Source organism: Rhodanobacter sp. K2T2, assembly GCF_013408815.1.
In the GTDB taxonomy this organism is placed as follows: Bacteria; Pseudomonadota; Gammaproteobacteria; order Xanthomonadales; family Rhodanobacteraceae; genus Rhodanobacter.
This window is the reverse complement of record NZ_JACCCA010000017.1, coordinates 1-17,681: the sequence shown is the minus strand read 5'-3', so window position 1 is coordinate 17,681 and position 17,681 is coordinate 1. Positions and strand designations below refer to the sequence as shown.

At 63.5% G+C, this 17,681-nt stretch carries 15 protein-coding genes and 3 tRNA genes; 14 read left to right on the top strand and 4 right to left on the bottom strand.

Features of this window, described 5'->3' with window-relative positions; translation table 11 throughout:
* Nucleotides 1-17: 17 nt before the first annotated feature.
* Complete coding sequence (kdsB, locus tag HDE78_RS19615; protein ID WP_179482676.1) at nucleotides 18-794, top strand: 3-deoxy-manno-octulosonate cytidylyltransferase; 777 nt, start codon at nucleotides 18-20, stop codon at nucleotides 792-794.
* Between the two features lie 87 nt (nucleotides 795-881).
* Here kdsB and fabV read toward each other — a convergent pair whose 3' ends face one another.
* Nucleotides 882-2,084, bottom strand: a complete 1,203-nt coding sequence (gene fabV, locus HDE78_RS19610) for an enoyl-ACP reductase FabV (protein ID WP_179482674.1) — start codon at nucleotides 2,082-2,084, stop codon at nucleotides 882-884.
* 161 nt (nucleotides 2,085-2,245) lie between these two features.
* Here fabV and HDE78_RS19605 point away from each other — a divergent pair, with 161 nt between their 5' ends.
* The 8 genes from HDE78_RS19605 (at nucleotide 2,246) to HDE78_RS19570 (ending at nucleotide 9,708) form a co-directional block, all read left to right on the top strand.
* Nucleotides 2,246-2,752, top strand: a complete 507-nt coding sequence (locus tag HDE78_RS19605; protein ID WP_179482672.1) for a low molecular weight protein-tyrosine-phosphatase — start codon at nucleotides 2,246-2,248, stop codon at nucleotides 2,750-2,752.
* An 8-nt stretch (nucleotides 2,753-2,760) separates the two neighbouring features.
* Nucleotides 2,761-4,605 carry an excinuclease ABC subunit UvrC gene (uvrC, locus tag HDE78_RS19600; protein WP_179482670.1) on the top strand — a complete coding sequence of 615 codons (1,845 nt, stop codon included), beginning with the start codon at nucleotides 2,761-2,763 and terminating at the stop codon, nucleotides 4,603-4,605.
* Nucleotides 4,606-4,703: 98 nt separating this feature from the next.
* Nucleotides 4,704-5,324 carry a CDP-diacylglycerol--glycerol-3-phosphate 3-phosphatidyltransferase gene (gene pgsA, locus HDE78_RS19595; RefSeq protein ID WP_179482668.1) on the top strand — a complete coding sequence of 207 codons (621 nt, stop codon included), beginning with the start codon at nucleotides 4,704-4,706 and terminating at the stop codon, nucleotides 5,322-5,324.
* Between the two features lie 96 nt (nucleotides 5,325-5,420).
* Nucleotides 5,421-5,496: transfer RNA gene (locus tag HDE78_RS19590), tRNA-Gly, on the top strand.
* Between the two features lie 147 nt (nucleotides 5,497-5,643).
* Nucleotides 5,644-5,719, top strand: a tRNA-Gly gene (locus tag HDE78_RS19585).
* A 94-nt stretch (nucleotides 5,720-5,813) separates the two neighbouring features.
* A tRNA-Cys gene (locus tag HDE78_RS19580) sits at nucleotides 5,814-5,887 on the top strand.
* Between the two features lie 728 nt (nucleotides 5,888-6,615).
* Entirely contained in the window at nucleotides 6,616-7,365 is a 750-nt protein-coding gene (locus HDE78_RS19575; protein WP_179482666.1) for a hypothetical protein, read from the top strand.
* A 204-nt stretch (nucleotides 7,366-7,569) separates the two neighbouring features.
* Entirely contained in the window at nucleotides 7,570-9,708 is a 2,139-nt protein-coding gene (locus HDE78_RS19570) for a glycoside hydrolase family 3 protein (RefSeq protein ID WP_255457921.1), read from the top strand.
* Here HDE78_RS19570 and HDE78_RS19565 read toward each other — a convergent pair.
* Nucleotides 9,677-9,841, bottom strand: coding sequence for a hypothetical protein (locus HDE78_RS19565; protein WP_179482664.1), 165 nt, complete (start codon nucleotides 9,839-9,841; stop codon nucleotides 9,677-9,679). The genes HDE78_RS19570 and HDE78_RS19565 overlap by 32 nt on opposite strands.
* Nucleotides 9,842-9,980: 139 nt before the next feature.
* On the opposite strand from HDE78_RS19565, the gene HDE78_RS19560 reads away from it, so the two are divergent.
* The 5 genes from HDE78_RS19560 (at nucleotide 9,981) to eat (ending at nucleotide 15,302) form a co-directional block, all read left to right on the top strand.
* Nucleotides 9,981-10,862 (top strand): alpha/beta hydrolase, encoded by an 882-nt coding sequence (locus HDE78_RS19560; protein ID WP_179482662.1) that lies wholly within the window; start codon nucleotides 9,981-9,983, stop codon nucleotides 10,860-10,862.
* Between the two features lie 420 nt (nucleotides 10,863-11,282).
* The gene (locus HDE78_RS19555; RefSeq protein WP_179482660.1) at nucleotides 11,283-11,648 is read left to right on the top strand and encodes a hypothetical protein; all 366 of its coding nucleotides are present in this window, start codon (nucleotides 11,283-11,285) and stop codon (nucleotides 11,646-11,648) included.
* Nucleotides 11,649-11,753: 105 nt separating this feature from the next.
* On the top strand, nucleotides 11,754-13,145 hold the full coding sequence (locus HDE78_RS19550; RefSeq protein ID WP_179482658.1) for an ethanolamine ammonia-lyase subunit EutB: 1,392 nt from the start codon (nucleotides 11,754-11,756) through the stop codon (nucleotides 13,143-13,145).
* Nucleotides 13,142-13,960 (top strand): ethanolamine ammonia-lyase subunit EutC, encoded by an 819-nt coding sequence (gene eutC, locus HDE78_RS19545; protein ID WP_179482656.1) that lies wholly within the window; start codon nucleotides 13,142-13,144, stop codon nucleotides 13,958-13,960. Before HDE78_RS19550 ends, eutC begins: the two co-directional genes overlap by 4 nt.
* Entirely contained in the window at nucleotides 13,926-15,302 is a 1,377-nt protein-coding gene (eat, locus tag HDE78_RS19540; RefSeq protein ID WP_179482654.1) for an ethanolamine permease, read from the top strand. The genes eutC and eat overlap by 35 nt, the downstream gene beginning before the upstream one ends.
* On the opposite strand, the gene HDE78_RS19535 is transcribed toward eat, so the two are convergent.
* Nucleotides 15,286-17,112, bottom strand: a complete 1,827-nt coding sequence (locus tag HDE78_RS19535) for an alpha/beta fold hydrolase (RefSeq protein ID WP_255457920.1) — start codon at nucleotides 17,110-17,112, stop codon at nucleotides 15,286-15,288. The two genes, eat and HDE78_RS19535, sit on opposite strands and share 17 nt — an antisense overlap.
* A gap of 91 nt (nucleotides 17,113-17,203) precedes the next feature.
* Nucleotides 17,204-17,584 carry a hypothetical protein gene (locus tag HDE78_RS19530; protein ID WP_179482650.1) on the bottom strand — a complete coding sequence of 127 codons (381 nt, stop codon included), beginning with the start codon at nucleotides 17,582-17,584 and terminating at the stop codon, nucleotides 17,204-17,206.
* Nucleotides 17,585-17,681 lie beyond the last annotated feature (97 nt).

Below are 17,681 nucleotides of genomic sequence, written 5' to 3'. Positions count from 1 at the left end.
CTTATCGGGAGACTCCCGTGACTGACGCCGCGCCTGATTTCATCGTCGCCATACCGGCCCGTTACGCCTCCACCCGCCTGCCGGGCAAGCCGCTGCGTGACATTGCCGGCGTGCCGATGGTGGTGCGGGTGGCGCAGCGCGCGCTGCAGGCGGGGGCGACTCAGGTCGTCGTGGCGGTGGACGATTCCCGCATCGCCGACGCGCTGGCCGGGTACGGCGTCGATATCTGCATGACGCGTGCGGATCACGCCTCGGGCAGCGACCGGCTGGCCGAATGCGCCGCCTATTACGGCTGGGCCGACGACGCCATTGTGGTGAACCTGCAGGGCGACGAACCGTTCGCGCCGGCGGCCGGCATTCGCGAGGTAGCGCAGGCGCTGGCCAAGGACGACGCGCCGATGGCGACGCTCGCTACGCCCATCAGTGACGCGCATGAGCTGTTCGACCCGAACGTGGTGAAGCTGGTGCGCACGGCGAGCGGTCGGGCGCTGTACTTCAGCCGTGCACCGCTGCCGTGGGCACGCGACGCGTTTGCCGTGGATCGCGACGTGCTGCCGCCGGATCTGCCTTTTCTGCGGCATATCGGCATCTATGCGTATCGATCGGGGTTCCTCAAGCAGTACACCACGCTGTCGCGCACGGCGCTGGAGCAGGCCGAGTCGCTGGAACAGCTGCGCGTGCTCGAACACGGCTACGCCATCGCAGTGCGCATGACACCCGAACCGTTTCCTCCGGGTATCGATACGCTGGACGACCTGCAGCGTGCGGAGCGGTGGCTGCAGCAACAGGCCTGATTCTTCAGCAGACTCGAAGCCGCTGCACCCCGGCATTGGCCGGGATGCAGCGCAGGCAGGTTTCAGCGCTGGCGCTGACTTGCCAAATCAGAGCTCGTCGCAGTCGAACGTCAGTACCGTCGGCACATCCGCTTCATAGTCGACGTCCGCGCGCTCAAAGCCGAACAGCTTCAGAAATTCGTGCTTGTAGCCGGCGTAGTCGCTGATCTCGAACAGGTTCTCGGTGGTGACCTGCGGCCATAGTTCCTTGCAGCGTGCCTGCACGTCGTCGCGCAGCTCCCAGTCGTCCAGTCGCAGGCGGTGCTCGTCGTCGGTCACCGGTGCCTTGCCGTCGGCGCGATACAGGTTGTCGCGGAAAAGGCGGTTGGCCTGTTCGATGGTGCCTTCGTGCAGGCCTTTTTCCTTCATCACCTTGAACACCAGCGCGATATACAGCGGCAGCACCGGAATTGCCGCGCTGGCCTGAGTGACGACAGACTTCATCATGGCCACGTTGGCGTCCAGACCTTTCGCCTTGTAGCGCTCGCGCAACTCGGCAGCGGTGCGATCCAGATGCTGCTTGGCCCGGCCCAGCGCGCCGTGCCAGTAGATCGGCCAGGTGATTTCGGTACCGATGTAGCTGTAGGCCACGGTTTTTGCCTGGTCGGCCAGCACGCCGGCCTCGCTCAACGCGTCGATCCACAGCGCCCAGTCTTCGCCGCCCATGACGGCGACGGTGTCTTCCACTTCCTGTTCGGTGGCCGGCTCCACCGACACTTCGACCACCGCGTTCTTGTTGGTGTCGACCGTGGTGGCGGTATAGACCTCGCCGATGGTCTTCAGCGCCGAGCGCTTCAACTCGCCGCTGCCGGGCAGCTTGCGCACGGGCGAGGCGAGCGAATAGACCACCAGATCGATCTGGCCACCCATCTCGTTGCGGATGATGTCGATGGCGTGCTGCCGCGCTTCGTTGGAAAACGCGTCGCCGTTGATCGACTTGCTGAACAGGCCGGCCTGCTTGGCCAGCTTGTCGAAGGCGCCGGCGTTGTACCAGCCGGCCGTGCCGCATTTTTCGGTGCCGGGCTTTTCGAAAAACACGCCCAGCGTGGCGGCGCCGTAGCCGAACGCGGCCGTGATGCGGCTGGCCAGCCCATAGCCGGTCGAGGCACCGATCACCAGTACGCGTTTGGGGCCGGTCGACGGCTTGCCGAGTGCTTCGGTGATCTGGATCTGCTCCTGCACATTCTTCTCGCAGCCCACGGGGTGCGCGGTAATGCAGATAAAGCCTCGAACCTTGGGATGAATGATCACTCGCTGTTTCCTTTGACGTGGGGCGATCCCCATTTTAGCCTGCCCGGTGCCGGCGATGTGCCGCATTGCGCCATGCTGTGGCATCGCGGCTGGCGGTCCTTGCCCGCGCCACGCATGGCCCCATCTAAAATCACACCGTCTGTCCCGAATACTTCCACGTCATGACCTCATCGATACTTTTTGTCTGTCTTGGCAATATCTGCCGTTCGCCGCTGGTGGAAGCCGTTGCTCGCCGGCGGTTCGCTGATGCGGGGCTGTCGATCGAGGTGGATTCATGCGGCACCGGCGGCTGGCACGTCGGGCAGGGCGCGGATGAGCGCTCGATCCGCGTGGCCGAGGAGGCCGGATACCGCCTGCGCGATCATCGCGTGCGGCAGCTGGCGGTCGATGACTTCCGCCGTTTCGATGCGCTGCTGGCGATGGATGACGACAATCTCGCCGTGTTGCGTGCAAGCAGCCCGCCTCAGTACAGGGATCGCGCGATCTTTTTTCTGGATGCGGCCGGTCTCGATGAATACGCGCCGCCGATCGTTCCCGATCCCTACTACGAGGATCTCGATGCGTTCCGCCATGTGTTGAAGCTGGCAGAGCAGGGCGTCGATGGATTGATCGAACGCCTTCGGCGCGGTGTGCCGTTGGTTGCACCATCACGCGCCGCGACGCGCTAGAGTCCGGCATGCAGGCCAACCTACTGCAGCCGTTCGACGGCAAGGTTTTTGTCCAGACGCTGACCTCGTCGTCGGGCGTCTACCGTTATTTCGACGCCGCTGACGAGCTGCTTTACGTCGGCAAGGCCAGCAACCTCAAGAAGCGCGTCGGCAGCTATTTTCTGAAGCCGCGGATGGAACCGCGCATCGCCGCGATGGTGTCGCAGATCGCGCGCGTCGAGATTACGGTGACTCGGACCGAGGGCGAGGCGCTGCTGCTGGAATCGCAGCTGATCAAGTCGCTCAAGCCGCGCTACAACATCTTGTTGCGCGATGACAAAAGCTATCCGTACATCTATCTATCGACTGGCGAAGATTATCCGCGACTGGCGTTTCATCGCGGCGCAAAAAACCTCAAGGGCAAATTTTTCGGCCCGTACCCAAGCACCTACGCGGTGCGCGAAAGCCTCAGCCTGATGCAGAAGCTGTTCAAGGTGCGCCAGTGCGAGGACAGCTATTTCCGTAATCGTTCGCGGCCCTGCCTGCAGCACCAGATCGGCCGCTGCACGGCGCCGTGCGTGCAGCTGATCGGCGTGGACGATTACGCCAGCGACGTGCGCCACGCGCAGATGTTTCTCGAAGGCCGCAGCAAGGCTGTGCTCGACGAGCTCGGCGAGGCGATGGAGCGGTCGAGCCGCGAGCTGCAGTTCGAGCGCGCGGCCATTCTGCGCGATCAGGTCGCTGCTCTGCGTCAGCTGCAGGCGCAATACCACGTGCAGGGCGCCAATGCGGATATGGACGTGATTGCCTGCAGTATCGAATCGGGTATCGCCTGCGTCAGCGTGCTGTTTTTCCGCAATGGCATCAGCCTGGGCACGCGCGACTTTTTTCCGCGGCTGCCGTTGGAAGACGCCGAATCGCCGGACGTGCTGGCGCAGTTCGTGGCGCAGTACTATCTCGACCGGCCGGTGCCGCGCGAGCTCATTCTTAGCGAGCCGATCGCCGATCAGGACATTCTTGCCGAACTGCTGGCACAGCAGACCGGTCACGCGGTGGAACTGAAGTCGAGCGTGCGCGGCGACCGCGCCCAGTTCCTGCAGATGGCTCAGCGCAATGCGCGGGCGTCGTTGACCGCGCGCCTGGCCAGCCGGCAGACCCTGGGCACGCGCTTCGAGGATCTGAAGAAAGTGCTCGAGCTGGATTTTTCGCCGCGACGCATCGAGTGCTTCGATATCAGCCACACGATGGGTGAGGCGACGGTGGCGTCGTGCGTGGTGTTTGGACCCGAAGGCCCGGAGAAGTCGCATTACCGTCGCTTCAATATCGCCGGCATCACTCCCGGCGACGATTACGCCGCCATGCATCAGGCGCTGACCCGGCGTTTTCGCAAGGTCGCCGATGGTGAAGGCGCCAAGCCCGACGTGCTGCTGATCGACGGCGGCAATGGACAGGTGGCCCAGGCGATGGACGTGTTGAGCGAGCTGGGCGTGAGCGGCATCGAGGTGGTCGGCGTGGCCAAAGGTCCGGGTCGACGCGCCGGCGAAGAAACCCTGGTGCTGGCACGCAAGGCCGCGGGAAGTCTCGGGCGCGAGCTGCATCCGGGCTCGTCGTCGCCGGCGCTGCATCTGGTCGCGGCCGTGCGCGACGAGGCGCACCGCTTCGCCATCAGCGGCCATCGCAAGCGGCGCGAGAAAGCGCGCGAGCGCAGCGTGCTGGAAGACGTGCCCGGCATCGGCGCCCGGCGCCGATCGGCCTTGCTGAAGGCGTTCGGCGGCCTGTCCGGTGTCGAAGCGGCCGGCGTCGAGGAGCTGATGTCGGTCAAGGGCATTGATCGCGGCTTGGCCGAGCGCATTTACGCCAGTCTGCACGCCTGACCTGCGCGTGTATTTTCACTTTCATTCGGCAGTCTGACGTTTTTGTTCATCCGCTGACTTCCTGCCATGCGACACTGCGGCCAACTATTGGACCTTTCATGCGTATCAACCTGCCAACCTGGCTGACCCTCTTCCGCGTGGCGCTGCTGCCGGTGATGGTCGCGGTGTTTTATCTGCCGTTTCCGGGCCACAACATCACGGCCGCGATCGTCTTCGTGCTGGCCGCGATCACCGACTGGCTGGACGGTTTTCTGGCGCGCCGGATGAACCTCACTTCGGCCTTCGGCGCGTTTCTCGATCCGGTCGCCGACAAGCTGATGGTGGCGGTGACGTTGTTCCTGCTGGTGGAGTCCGATCCGACCAGCGGCTGGTCGAGCATTTTGCTGGCGTTGACGTCCGCCGTGATCGTGGGTCGCGAGATCAGCATCTCGGCGCTGCGCGAATGGATGGCTGAAATCGGTATGGGCGCGACGGTCAAAGTGGCGCTGGTCGGCAAGCTCAAGACCATCATGCAGATGGTGGCGCTGGTGGTATTGATCGTGCAGCACGAGAAGGAGGCCACGGCGCTGCGGCTGTATCACATCGGCGAAGGTCTGCTGGTGATCGCCGGTATCCTCACCATCTGGTCCGGCGTGTATTACCTGCGCGCGGCGTGGCCGATGCTGCGCGGCGATGTGCCTGCCCCGATCGTTTCCAGCAAGACGGATCCTGAAGCCTGAGAGGTCATGGTGGCTCTTCGAAAACTGTCGGCACCGCGATATCGTGCTGCAGGGGTTGACGATCCGGCTTCACGTATTAGAATGCGCGGCTGCAATGCGGGAATAGCTCAGTTGGTAGAGCACGACCTTGCCAAGGTCGGGGTCGCGAGTTCGAGTCTCGTTTCCCGCTCCAGTTTTCAAGCAAAGCCCCGACTGGTTCGGGGCTTTGTCGTTACAGGAGGCCTCATGACCTCCGAGGTTGAAAGCGAAAAATCGGCGGGATCATCGGCGTGTGGGTATTCACAGCCGGGATGATTCTGCTATGATTCTCCGCTCAGTTGCGGGAATAGCTCAGTTGGTAGAGCACGACCTTGCCAAGGTCGGGGTCGCGAGTTCGAGTCTCGTTTCCCGCTCCAGTTTCAGCGAAACCTCGGCCTACCGGGGTTTTGTTTTTTAGAGGCAACCTGCGATCATCGGCATGCGCCGATGATCGCAAAGCAAAGACGCAATGGCCTGGTGGCAGAGTGGTCATGCAGCGGCCTGCAAAGCCGCGTACGCCGGTTCGATTCCGACCTAGGCCTCCATTGCAAACAAAGACTTGGGCGCCTTCGGGCGCCTTTTTCTTTGCTGTCCCGTTCAAACGATTCAAATGTCCGCGCTGAGCTATCCCGAGCCGAGCTATGACGGTTTGACCGAGATTTGGTTTGACAACGGCTGAGATCATGACGCGTTCTTCAGTTCCAATAACTATCTCGAAAAGGTGAAGCCTGACGAATCGACCTTCATCGACTTCGCATCTCTCGGGACCGTGGTGGTGGAAGAAATAATTGTCATCGAGTGATGAAAGACAGCATGGATGTCATGACTCGACCAGTCGCAGCTCATGCGACTGGCTGGGGTGATGCTGAGCCTGCCCGTCTATCGGAGTACGGCTCATGGCTATCCCAGTGTTCGATTCCAGCGCAAAATCCAAAATCAGGGGGCACAGTGCACTTTTGGGGGTTTGAAGCCTTCGAACGCGGGCTCTCGTGCGCGATGGTTAACACCACCGACCCGCGATAGCAGGCTCGGTTTCAAGGCGTGTAGAAACTTCTCTAACAGTGGTGCCGCTCTCCGATAAACCGATGGATTTTTGTGCCTATGTCCTCTCTGCCTTCTCGGTGCAAGCGACGCGATGCCTGCGCCGTGAGGGCGGAGAACAAAGCACCTGCAAGGGAAACAAGCCCGTCATCGGTGTGCGGTTTCTAACTTCCCGACTTCCCGTTCGGCAGCACGCCGTGAATGGGCATTTTTATGGAACCAGGAGGCGACCATGTCGACGTTCGATGCGGACGATAGGGAAACGATGGGTTATTTTCTGCCGGAAGACAGCCAGCTCCGGCTGATGAAGCTGCGCGAGTACGCCGAGTTCCTTTCGCATATCGCGCAACCGCGCACGCCGGACGTGGCGCAGGAATGGATCCCGGAGATCAACGTGGGGCAGGTGGCGATCTGCCTGGAGTTGCTGGCGGAGCAGGTGGCTCTGGTGCTGGACGATCTCTCTTTTCCGGCCTACCGGTCCGAAAGCGAGGTCGCACATGTGGCCGGCGCGACACCGGAAGCCGCACAGGCGATGTACGGCGACACGGATGAGCGCTACACCTTCGGCATGACGCTGGAGCAGGTCGATACGCTCAACCAGCTGATCGACATGATTTCGGCCCATGGCGATGTGGTGACCGCCAGCGATGACACCGAACTGGCCGACCACACGCTGTCGCTGCTGGGTCATGCCATTTTCGGCGACGCGCGGGCCGTGCGCGAGATCATCCGCCAGGTCGAGTCGCAGAGGCTGGGGTCGGCGCGCTTTTCGCCCCCTGGCGTGGGCGAAGAGCGGGGTGCATACCACGTGGGGCGTGCGTGCTTGCCTGCGGCCGGCGTGGCGCTTTGTACCTATGCGGATACTCACGACACTCTGACAGCTAGCCTGTACTTCGCAGTGAAATCATGGCGCACCTTGTGGCGGGGCGTCTTTGCTCGGTGGCGGGACAGCGGTTGGCAGGCAAGTCACGGGCTCATTTGAGCGAGAGCCTGTTGTCGACGGCTTATGCCTGCCGTGGTTTGTTCACGGACGCGTCTGAGCGTGGCATGCTTGGCCGTGACTCGAACGAGAAAGGAAACGAATTTGGCTCGCGCTAAACACCTGGGAATGGGATGGATTCTGGCCGGTAGCGTTGCAACGATGACCTGCGCTACTGCCTCGGCCGAATCATCGACACGGCCATGGATGAACAGCTCGCTGTCGCCCGATCAGCGCGCCACGCTGGTGCTGAAGGCGATGACGCAGGATGAAAAATTCCGGCTGATCCGCGCGGACTTTGGCCAGCCCAGCGAGGGCCGGGCGATGCCCGCCGGCGCGCTGACATCGGCCGGTTATGTTCCCGCGATTGCACGGCTCGGCCTGCCGGCCTTGCAGGAAACCGACGCCGGGCTCGGTATGGCCAAGGCGGATAAGAGCGGTGGCGCCATTTCGTTGCCGAGTGGTTTGGCGACCGCTGCCAGCTTCGATCCGCAGATCGCCTACGCCGGCGGCGCGATGATCGGCAGCGAAGCGCGCAAGAAGGGCTTCAACGTGATGCTGGTCGGCGGCGTCGACCTGGAGCGCGATCCGCGCAACGGTCGCAATTTCGAATACGCCGGTGAGGATCCGCTGCTGGCGGGCACGATCGCGGGCAACGCGGTGCGCGGCGTGCAGGATCAAAAAGTCATCGCCACGGTCAAGCACTACGCGCTCAATGCGCTGGAAACCGGCCGCAATACGCTGAGTTCGCAGATCGACGAGCCGGCCGCGCGCGATGCCGACCTGCTGGCGTTCGAGATCGCCATCGGCATCGGTCATCCCGGTTCGGTGATGTGCGCCTATAACCGCTACAACGCCGTCTATGCCTGCGAGAACGACTGGCTGCTCAATGCCGTGCTGAAAGGCGACTGGGGTTATCCCGGCTATGTGATGTCCGACTGGGGTGCGGTGCATAGCGCGGGCAAGTCGGCGCTGGCGGGGCTCGATCAGGAATCGGCAGGCGAGGTGTTCGACCCCAAGGTGTTTTTCGATCAGCCGCTGCGTGCAGCGATCGCTTCCGGCGAGGTACCCCAGTCCCGCGTCGACGATATGGTGCGGCGGATTCTGCGCAGCCTATTTGCCGCGGGAATCATCGATCATCCCGCCAAAGCGGCGCCGATCGATTTTGCAGCCGATGGCGCAGTTGCGCAAAAGGCGGAAGAGGCCGGCGTCGTGCTGTTGCGCAATCAGCACGATCTGCTGCCGCTGTCGCCATCGCTCAAATCGATGGCGGTGATCGGTGGCCATGCCGACAAGGGCGTGCTCAGCGGCGGCGGTTCGTCGGTGGTATACCCGCCCGCGGGCAACGCCGTACCCGGCTTGCCGCCAGACGGCTGGCCGGGGCCGCGTGTCTATCAGCCGTCCGCGCCATTGGCGGCGATTGCGCGCCTTGTGCTGGGCAAAGTGCAGTTCAACGACGGGCGCGATGTCGCGGCGGCCGCGCAGCTGGCCTCGCATGCCGATGTGGCCGTGGTGTTCGTCGAGCAGTGGGACGCGGAGTCGTTCGATCGACCCGACATGACGCTTCCTGACCATCAGGACGCGCTGGTGGCTGCAGTGGCCAAGGCCAATCCGCACACGGTCGTGGTGCTGGAAAACAACGGTCCGGTAAACATGCCATGGCTCGATCAAACTGCTGCGGTGCTGGAGTCGTGGTATCCCGGCGCGCGCGGCGGCGAGGCGATCACCCGGCTGCTGTTTGGCGAAGTGCTGCCGTCGGGGCGTTTGCCGATGACCTGGCCGAAGGACGAATCGCAGCTGCCGCGGCCGCAGATTCCGGGCGCGGGACTGGCTTCGATCGGCGTGCCGCCACAGGGTCAGCCGGCCGACACGGTCGATTACCGTATCGAAGGGGCGGACGTCGGCTATCGCTGGTTTCAGAAGAAGCATATCGAGCCGCTGTTCCCGTTCGGCTACGGACTGACCTATACGCACTTCGGCTACGACAAGCTGAAGGCGAAGTGGGCGGACGGCAAGCTGGTCGTTGCGTTCGATGTCAGCAATCGCGGTTCTCGCGACGGCACCGATGTGCCACAGGTCTATGTCACGCTTCCAGGCGAAAATCACACGCGGCGCCTGGCCGGCTGGCGTCGACTCACCTTGAAAAAGGGCGCGACCCTGCACGTGGAAATCACCGCCGACCCGTGGATTCTCGCCGCGTTCGATGGCCAGCGGAAAAACTGGCAGCGTCCGGCTGGCAGCTACCGGATTCAGTTGGGGCATTCGGCGACGTCGTTCGAGGGCGAGGCGAACGTCGAGCTGCCCGCAGCCAGCTTCAGCGTCCGTCGCTCCCGCGCATCGCCTTGATCATGATGCCCATGCCGATCACGCCCACGACTAGCCCGATACCGGCGCCCCATAGCGCGCCGTGTTGGCCGTCGACCAGATAGCCGACGCCAAAGCCAATGAGAAAAAACAGCGGTACGGGTAGGCAGCCCATGCGAGGTTCCTGATGGCGGTATCGGCGAGAAAGTAGCCCGTATCAGGTGAAATGGCAGTGGTCGATGCTGTTCGCGGTGGCATCGGCAGGGCGCCTCGTAGCATGATGCGCCATCTTTGACTCGGGATCGGGCTCGACCATGGACGTAGCGGCAACCTCTGGCGCGTCTTCCGCCAGCGAACAGGACCAGGGGCGTATCGACGAACAGCGCATGGCCGATGGGCTCGCGCTGCGCCTTCGCCATTGGCCGCTGGCGGACGCCAGGCGGGCTGTGCTGATCGTGCATGGCCTGGGTGAGCACAGCGGCCGCTATGCGCACGTGGCCGGCTGGTTCCGCAAGCGGGGCTTCGACGTGCTCAGTTACGACCAGCGCGGACACGGCGAAACGCCCGGGCCGCGCGGCGCGCTGACGCATGCAGACGATCTGCTGACCGATCTCACGGCCGTCTATAAAAGCTATGCCGCCAAGCACGCGCGTCCGCCGCTGCTGCTGGGTCACAGCATGGGAGGGCTGGTCGCCGCGCGCACGGTGCTGGATGGCCGCATCCAACCCGGCGCCATGATGCTGACGTCGCCAGCACTGCGCAGTTGGGAAGGCGCCGGCATGCGCAAGCTCGCGCACGTGCTGGCATCGCTGTTGCCGAATCTGCCGCTGAGCAGCGGTCTCAAGGTCGACCATATCTCGCACGACGCGTCGGTCATTGCGGCCTACCGCAACGACCCGCTGGTCTTCGGCAAGATTACGCCGCGTCTGGCCGACTTTATCTTCCGCGCCGGTGAGGCCAGCATTGCCGATGCCGCCAAGCTGCCTGTGCCGACCCTGCTGCTGGTTGCCGGTGCGGACAAGCTGGTCGATCCCTCCGGCAGCACTGCGTTCGCTACCGGCGCGTCATCGACCGGCCAGCTCACCACCCGCCATTTCGCGGCGCTGTATCACGAGCTGATGAACGAAGCCGAGCCCGCCCGTACCCAGGTGATGAAGCAGATGGGCGACTGGCTGGATCGCTTGCCTGCTCAGTAACCGTGCAGGATATGCGCCACATCGCAGTTACCTTCGGCCAAGATGCGACGTGGTTTTGCAAGCCAACGACTTGCAGGTGCCGCACCTTCTCGCCTTTGAGCCTGAAGAGACGGGCCATATCGAATAGCGTGATCGCTTTGCTTGTTCCTCAGCGGCGGCCATTGAACAAAGCACGCAGAAAGGTGGTGGGAGAGGCTATGGAAATCCCGTCTCGGGAAACGACTGGATCATGATCCGCTTCGGTCTGTGGAGCACGATTCTGTTGGTGGGTAGCGTCCACGGGGTGATTGTGGCAGTGCTGCTACTGAAGGCCGGGCGCAATCGTGTGGCCAACGGGTTTCTTGCTGCTCTTTTGCTCGCTGTCGTGTTGTTGATCACGCCTTTTACTATCGGCTACGCCGGCCTCTACGACGCGTATCCATGGCTTTCGTTCGCGCCGTTTTCTGGCGACTGGGTTTTGGGCCGCTGCTTTATTTTTATGTGCGGCGCCTGGCTACTGGCCGGCTGCCCACCGGTTGGGCTTGGCATTTCGTTCCCATGGCTCTGCAGGGCTTTTACTACATCTTCGCGTTTTGCCTGCCGATGGCGCTCAAGCTGAGCTGGAACCATGGTGGACACACGCATGTAGTGCTGCCCATCCAGGCGACGCTATCGATTCTGTCCTTTGCGATTTATTGGCTGGCTGATGCCGGGCTCGATCCCGATGTTCGTGTCAAGCCGCGCGCATCCGATATCGCCAGCTACCGCGATCCGGAAATGGAGGCCGCCAAGGCGTTGATGCGGTAGAACCGAACGGTAAGAGCCGGATTTTGCACATCGTTGCAGACGCCACCGTTGCGCAGTGCACAAAGCGGCCGCTAGTATCGAATCGACCGGCGAGAGGGCAAGTCGATGGCCTATACCGCGGCCGTGGGTTCAACGAACTATCGCTTTGACGACCTGCGCGCGCTGATGGCGTGCGCGTCGCCGCGTCGCTCGGGCGATGAACTGGCCGGCCTCGCGGCGGGGAGCGAGGAGGAGCGTGTCGCCGCCCGTTTCGCGCTGGCCGACCTGCCGCTGAAAACGTTCCTCGATCGCGTGATGGTGCCGTACGAGGACGACGAGGTGACGCGGTTGATCGTCGATACGCATGATGCTGCCGCGTTCGCCACCATCGCGCACCTTACCGTCGGCGAGTTTCGCGACTGGCTGCTTTCGTATGAAGCCGATGCCGCCGCGCTCACCGCACTGGCACCCGGGCTCACGCCCGAGATGGTGGCGGCGGTCTCCAAGCTGATGCGCAATGCCGACCTGATCGCGGTGGCCGCCAAGTGTCGCGTGGTCACCGCGTTTCGCAGCACCATCGGTCTGCCCGGCACGCTCGCCAGCCGGCTGCAGCCCAATCACCCGACCGACGATCCGGCCGGCATTGCCGCGGCGGTGCTGGACGGCCTGTTGTTCGGTATGGGCGACGCGGTGATCGGGATCAACCCCGCCGGTGACAGCCTGTCCGACTGCATCACCCTGCTCAAGCTGCTCGACGAGCTGCGCCAGCGCTTCGATATTCCGATGCAGTCGTGCGTGCTGTCGCACGTCACCACGTCGGTGCAGGCGATCGAGCGCGGCGCGCCGCTGGATCTGGTGTTTCAGTCGGTGGCGGGCACCGAAGGTGCGAATACCGGCTTTGGCGTCAACCTCTCGCTGCTGCGCGAGGCGCACGATGCGGTGCGCTCGCTCAAGCGCGGCAGCGTCGGGCAGCAGGCGATGTATTTCGAAACCGGGCAGGGCAGCGCGCTGTCGGCCGGCCAGCATCACGGTGTCGATCAGCAGACGCTGGAGGTGCGCGCGTACGCGGTGGCGCGCGCGTTCGATCCGCTGCTGGTCAATACCGTGGTCGGTTTTATCGGCCCGGAATATCTCTACGACGCCAAGCAGATCATTCGCGCCGGGTTGGAGGATCACTGCTGCGGCAAGTTGCTCGGCCTGCCGATGGGCGTGGACGTCTGTTACACCAATCACGCCGAAGCCGATCAGGACGATATGGATGTGCTGATGCATCTCTTGGCCAACGCTGGCGTCAATTTCCTGATCGCGGTGCCGGGTGCGGACGATGTGATGCTCAACTATCAAAGCCTGTCGTTCCATGACGTGCTCGGCCTGCGCCACGCGCGCGGCCTGAGGCCTGCGCCGGAGTTCGAGCGCTGGCTGGCGCAGATGGGCATGCTTGATAGCCGGGGGCGTTTGCCGCCGCCGCAGCCGGGCGGTGCACCGCTGCGGCGACTGCTCGGAGCGCCAACCGCATGAGCGACGAGCGCGCCATCGACGAATCTGCCGTTGACGGACGCGTGGTCGACGATCTGGCGCGCGATCCGTTTGCGCGTCTGCGCCAGTTCACCCGCGCGCGCATTGGGCTGGGCCGCACCGGCGATGCGCTGCCGACAAAAGAACTGCTGAAATTCCAGGCCGCCGCAAGCCAGGCGCGCGATGCGGTGCACGCGGCGCTGGACGTCCCTGCGCTGCGCAAGGCGCTGGCGCCACGTGAATGCATCGACGTCGGCAGTCGCGCCACCGATCGCCAGACTTATCTCCTGCGGCCTGACTGGGGCCGCGAACTGGGCAACGGTGAAACCGAACTCGATGCTGAGCGCGGTGACTATGATCTGGTCTTTGTCATTGCTGACGGCCTGTCCGCGCGTGCGGCGATGCATCACTCGGTCGCGATGCTGGACGCCTGCACGGCGCGACTGAAGGACTGGGCCATTGCGCCGATCGTGCTGGCGACGCAGGCGCGCGTGGGGCTTGGCGATGCGATTGCACAGCGGCTCGGTGCGCGCATGGTGGCAGTGCTGATCGGCGAACGGCCGGGTCTCAGCGTGGCAGACAGTTTAGGCGTCTATCTGACATGGTCACCGCAGCCGGGGCAGGCCGATTCGCTACGCAACTGCATCTCGAATATCCATGCCGATGGACTCGACTACGAACGCGCCGCCACGCTGCTGGCGTGGCTGGCCCAGGAAGCGCGTCAGCGCAAGCTGACGGGTACCGCACTCAAACCTGATCTTTCATCACAGGCAGGCATCTCGGATGAACACAGCGGCAGGCTTGAAGAAAACACTTAGCGGTTTCCACCTGTGGGGCATTGCCGTAGGGCTGGTGATCTCCGGCGAATATTTCGGCTGGAGCTACGGCTGGGCCAGCGCGGGCACGCTGGGTTTTCTGGTCACGGCAGTATTCATCACCGTGATGTATGTGACCTTCATCTTCAGCTATACCGAACTGACCACGATGATTCCGTCCGCCGGCGGTCCGTTTGCCTACAGCTATCGGGCGTTCGGCCCCTGGGGCGGGCTGGTGGCCGGCTTCGCTACCGTGGTCGAGTTCGTCTTTGCGCCGCCGGCCATTGCGCTGTCGATCGGCGCGTATCTCAACGTGCAGTTTCCCGCGCTGGAGCCGAAGCTGGTCGCCGTTGGCGCGTACGTTGTTTTCATGGCGCTGAACATTGCCGGCGTGACCATTGCGGCCACGTTTGAACTGATCGTAACTTTGCTGGCAATTGTCGAGCTGCTGGTATTCATGGGCGTAGTCGCACCGGATTTTGCCTGGCAGCATTTCACCGCCAATGGCTGGGCCGGGCAGGCCACGCTCGACGGCAAGGCATGGGGTGGCATCGTCGCGGCCATTCCGTTTGCGATCTGGTTTTATCTGGCGATCGAAGGCGCGGCGATGGCGGCCGAAGAAGTGCGCGATCCACGGCGCACGGTGCCGATCGCCTATATCGCCGGCATCGCCACGCTGGCGCTGCTGGCATTCGGCGTGATGCTGCTCGCCGGCGGCGTGGGCGACTGGCGCGCGCTGGCGAACATCAACGATCCGCTGCCGCAGGCCATGCGAGTGGTGGTCGGCAGCCACAGCGGCTGGCTGCACATGTTGGTGGCGATCGGCCTGTTCGGACTGATCGCGTCGTTCCACGGCATCATCATGGGCTATTCGAGGCAGATCTTTGCGCTGGCGCGCGCGGGCTTTTTGCCGACTGTTCTGGCGCAGTTGGGCGTGCGCCGACGTACGCCACACTGGGCGATCCTGGCCGGTGGCGTGATCGGCGTGGCGGCGATCTATTCCGATCGCTGGGTGCAGATCGGCGGCCAGCCGCTGACAGCCAATATCGTCACGCTGTCGGTCTTCGGTGCGGTGGTGCTGTATCTGATCTCGATGCTGGCGCTGCTGCGTTTGCGGCGCACCGAGCCGGCGCTGGAACGGCCTTTTCGTGCGCCATGCTATCCGTGGTTTCCCCTGATTGCGCTGGTGACCGCGCTGATCTGCCTGCTCACCATGGTGTTCTACAACGCCGTGCTGTTCGGTCTTTTCGTCGGCCTGTTTGTGCTGGCGGCGGGATATTACTGGCTGGTGGTACGCGGGCGCATCGCGCGCGGGCAGCCGGGCGAGTTCAGCGCCCGCTACTGAGCATCCCCGACCGCGCCGTCGTTTCCTGTAGCCGAAGAATCCGGCGCAGTTCGAGGATCGCTGCCGGTGTCTCCTGCACGCTGTGCCACGACGGAACGGCTAGCTCCGAATCGGCGCCGGCCAGATGCACGCTGCTATAGGGCACGACGCCGTCGCTGCTGGTGGCCAACGGGCCGTGCGATTTATACACGCCGACAATGGTGTGATAGCGCACGCGCGGCGAGATCGGCAAGTTCTCCGTCGCCATGATGAAGGGGTCCTTGTCACTGAGATTGTCGATGCTGTTGGGCAGGCGCAGCGGCTTACCCGGCGTCGAGGCATCTTTCAGCACATCGGACAGATTCGTCACTTCCGCCAGCAGGTTCGCCGGCAGCCGGATCAGGCCGCGAAACAGCAGCGCCAGCCGCCCTTGCGCCAGCGGCGTGCCGCGATGCGGCGAGGCCATGAACACCGCACGCGTCACCTGCGGCATCGGCGTGAACTGCAGATACGGCGCCAGTCGCTGGCGCAGCTTCTGCCGCTTGGCATCGGACAGGTTGGCGCGCACCGGCACCACCTTCCACAGCTGCTCGTTGCTGGTGGACACCAGCAACCGCGCGATCACGCCGCCCATGCTGTGGCCGACCAGCACCATGTTGTTCGACGCGCGCGCGTTGCCGGTGGGGTCGAAATGCTTCAGCGTGGCGTCGAGCGCCCTGCGAATGTTTGCCAGGTTCACCGCGAGTGGGGCGTTGGTCGGGTAGTAGACCTCCCATACCTGGTAGTTGCGGCGAAGGTTTTCATCGCCCATCACTTCGTTGGAGACGTTGATCCAGGCCTCCGGGCTGCTCGCCAGCCCGTGCAGCATGACCACGGTGAGCCGGTTGGGATCGTACGGCTGCATCAGCAGCACGCGCGGCGTGGTGATGCCGCCTTCGCGGCCGAGCAGCGAGCGGATCGACTGGCTGGCGAATCCCGAACGCGCCAGCCACACGCCATAAGCGGCCGTGAAGTTGGCGGCCAGCGGCACGTCCCGGTCGGCCAGCCGGATCGAGTCGTCGCGATAAGGATCTCTGGCCAGCAGTCGCACCTCCCGGGCGGCCAGCACGTCATTCAACGTGGCGCCGTCGAACACCAGCGCGCCGGTCATCGAGACGTAGTCCGGGTTGCGCCACGGCACGGCATCGGAGTCGGTATCCGGCGGCGCCACGGCGACAAACTCCGAACCAAAACCGTCACGCGTATAGGTGTCACGCAAGCCCTTGAACTGCAGGCCGGCCGCCGGAATCAGCTCGATAGGAACCCTTGCATCGCCCGATAGCCGCACGTCGGTTTGCGGATGCAGCACTGTCCAGCCGGCCAGCGAGGTCTGTGTCCAGTCAGTCCCGAGCCGCGGCAGCTCTTCGAAGAAGCGCGTGACCGCGCGCTGCACGGCGAAGTTGTAGAAGTCGATCACCTGCACCTGGCGCAGCTCGAACGCCCGGTCGGCCGGCTTGCGTGCGGTATAGAAGAGATAGGCGTAGGCGTAGCGCGCCGACTGCAGGTAGGCATCGAGCGTCGCGTCGTCCATCGACGCCGCGGCGCCTTTGCTGCGCAAGGCTTTCGCCAGCCACAGCTCGGACAGCGCCGACAGCCGCTGCTCCTCGTCGAGGCCCGACGAGTGGAGCAGGGTATCCGAGCAGGGGGCGAAGGCTTTTTCGCAGCCATCCGCGGTCAACGCCACTACGTTCAGTGCCTGCTCTGTGTTGTCGCTGAGGTGTCCGGAAGCCAACACGTCGGCGCGGCGCTCGGTGACGTAATCGCGCGAGTTGACATGCTTCACGTCGACCATGGCGCAGGCGCTGAGGCCGAACAGAGCCGCAAGAGCGATCCCTCGCTGTATCCGTTTGCGCACTCGATGGTTGATCGACATATCGCTGGAGTTAAGCGGCAGCGAAGCCTTCCGCCTTTGACGAGGCGTTAAGCTGCGGCCGGATAAATAGGTAAAGCAAAAGGATCGCAAGCACAGCGCTCGCCAAGCGTAAAAGGTTGCCCAGCCAGCCGGTTGCAGCTGAATCTGAAACCGCGAACACAGTCCATGCGGCGTTAAGCGATGCGTGAAAAACCCAGCCACTCCAGACAGAATAGCCGCTTTGGGCGTCCAATACCGCGAACAAGATGCCACCGGCAAACGTGATTAAGAAGATCTGCAATGCGACCCCACTACCACCCCCTGCGCCAAGCCAGTGGACGATACCGAAAACAACAGCCTGGAAAAGCGCCGCTGGAATAAACTTCCATTCGAGGGCCTTGCGAAAAAACACAAATGTAATGACCCACTGAAATCCTGCTCAGGTGTTACTTTCCCAAGGGAGCACCCCCATGAGCATCGTGATGGAAGAAGAAATCAAACGCTGGACC

Coding starts and splice junctions, on each gene's coding strand:
- HDE78_RS19575 (WP_179482666.1), top strand. CDS start 6,616: ATGTCGACGTTCGATGCGGACGATAGGGAAACGATGGGTTATTTTCTG.
- uvrC (WP_179482670.1), top strand. CDS start 2,761: ATGCAGGCCAACCTACTGCAGCCGTTCGACGGCAAGGTTTTTGTCCAG.
- HDE78_RS19570 (WP_255457921.1), top strand. CDS start 7,570: ATGAACAGCTCGCTGTCGCCCGATCAGCGCGCCACGCTGGTGCTGAAG.
- HDE78_RS19535 (WP_255457920.1), bottom strand. CDS start 17,112: ATGGTCGACGTGAAGCATGTCAACTCGCGCGATTACGTCACCGAGCGC.
- pgsA (WP_179482668.1), top strand. CDS start 4,704: ATGCGTATCAACCTGCCAACCTGGCTGACCCTCTTCCGCGTGGCGCTG.
- eat (WP_179482654.1), top strand. CDS start 13,926: ATGAACACAGCGGCAGGCTTGAAGAAAACACTTAGCGGTTTCCACCTG.
- HDE78_RS19555 (WP_179482660.1), top strand. CDS start 11,283: ATGGCTTTCGTTCGCGCCGTTTTCTGGCGACTGGGTTTTGGGCCGCTG.
- HDE78_RS19560 (WP_179482662.1), top strand. CDS start 9,981: ATGGACGTAGCGGCAACCTCTGGCGCGTCTTCCGCCAGCGAACAGGAC.
- eutC (WP_179482656.1), top strand. CDS start 13,142: ATGAGCGACGAGCGCGCCATCGACGAATCTGCCGTTGACGGACGCGTG.
- HDE78_RS19550 (WP_179482658.1), top strand. CDS start 11,754: ATGGCCTATACCGCGGCCGTGGGTTCAACGAACTATCGCTTTGACGAC.
- HDE78_RS19565 (WP_179482664.1), bottom strand. CDS start 9,841: ATGGGCTGCCTACCCGTACCGCTGTTTTTTCTCATTGGCTTTGGCGTC.
- HDE78_RS19605 (WP_179482672.1), top strand. CDS start 2,246: ATGACCTCATCGATACTTTTTGTCTGTCTTGGCAATATCTGCCGTTCG.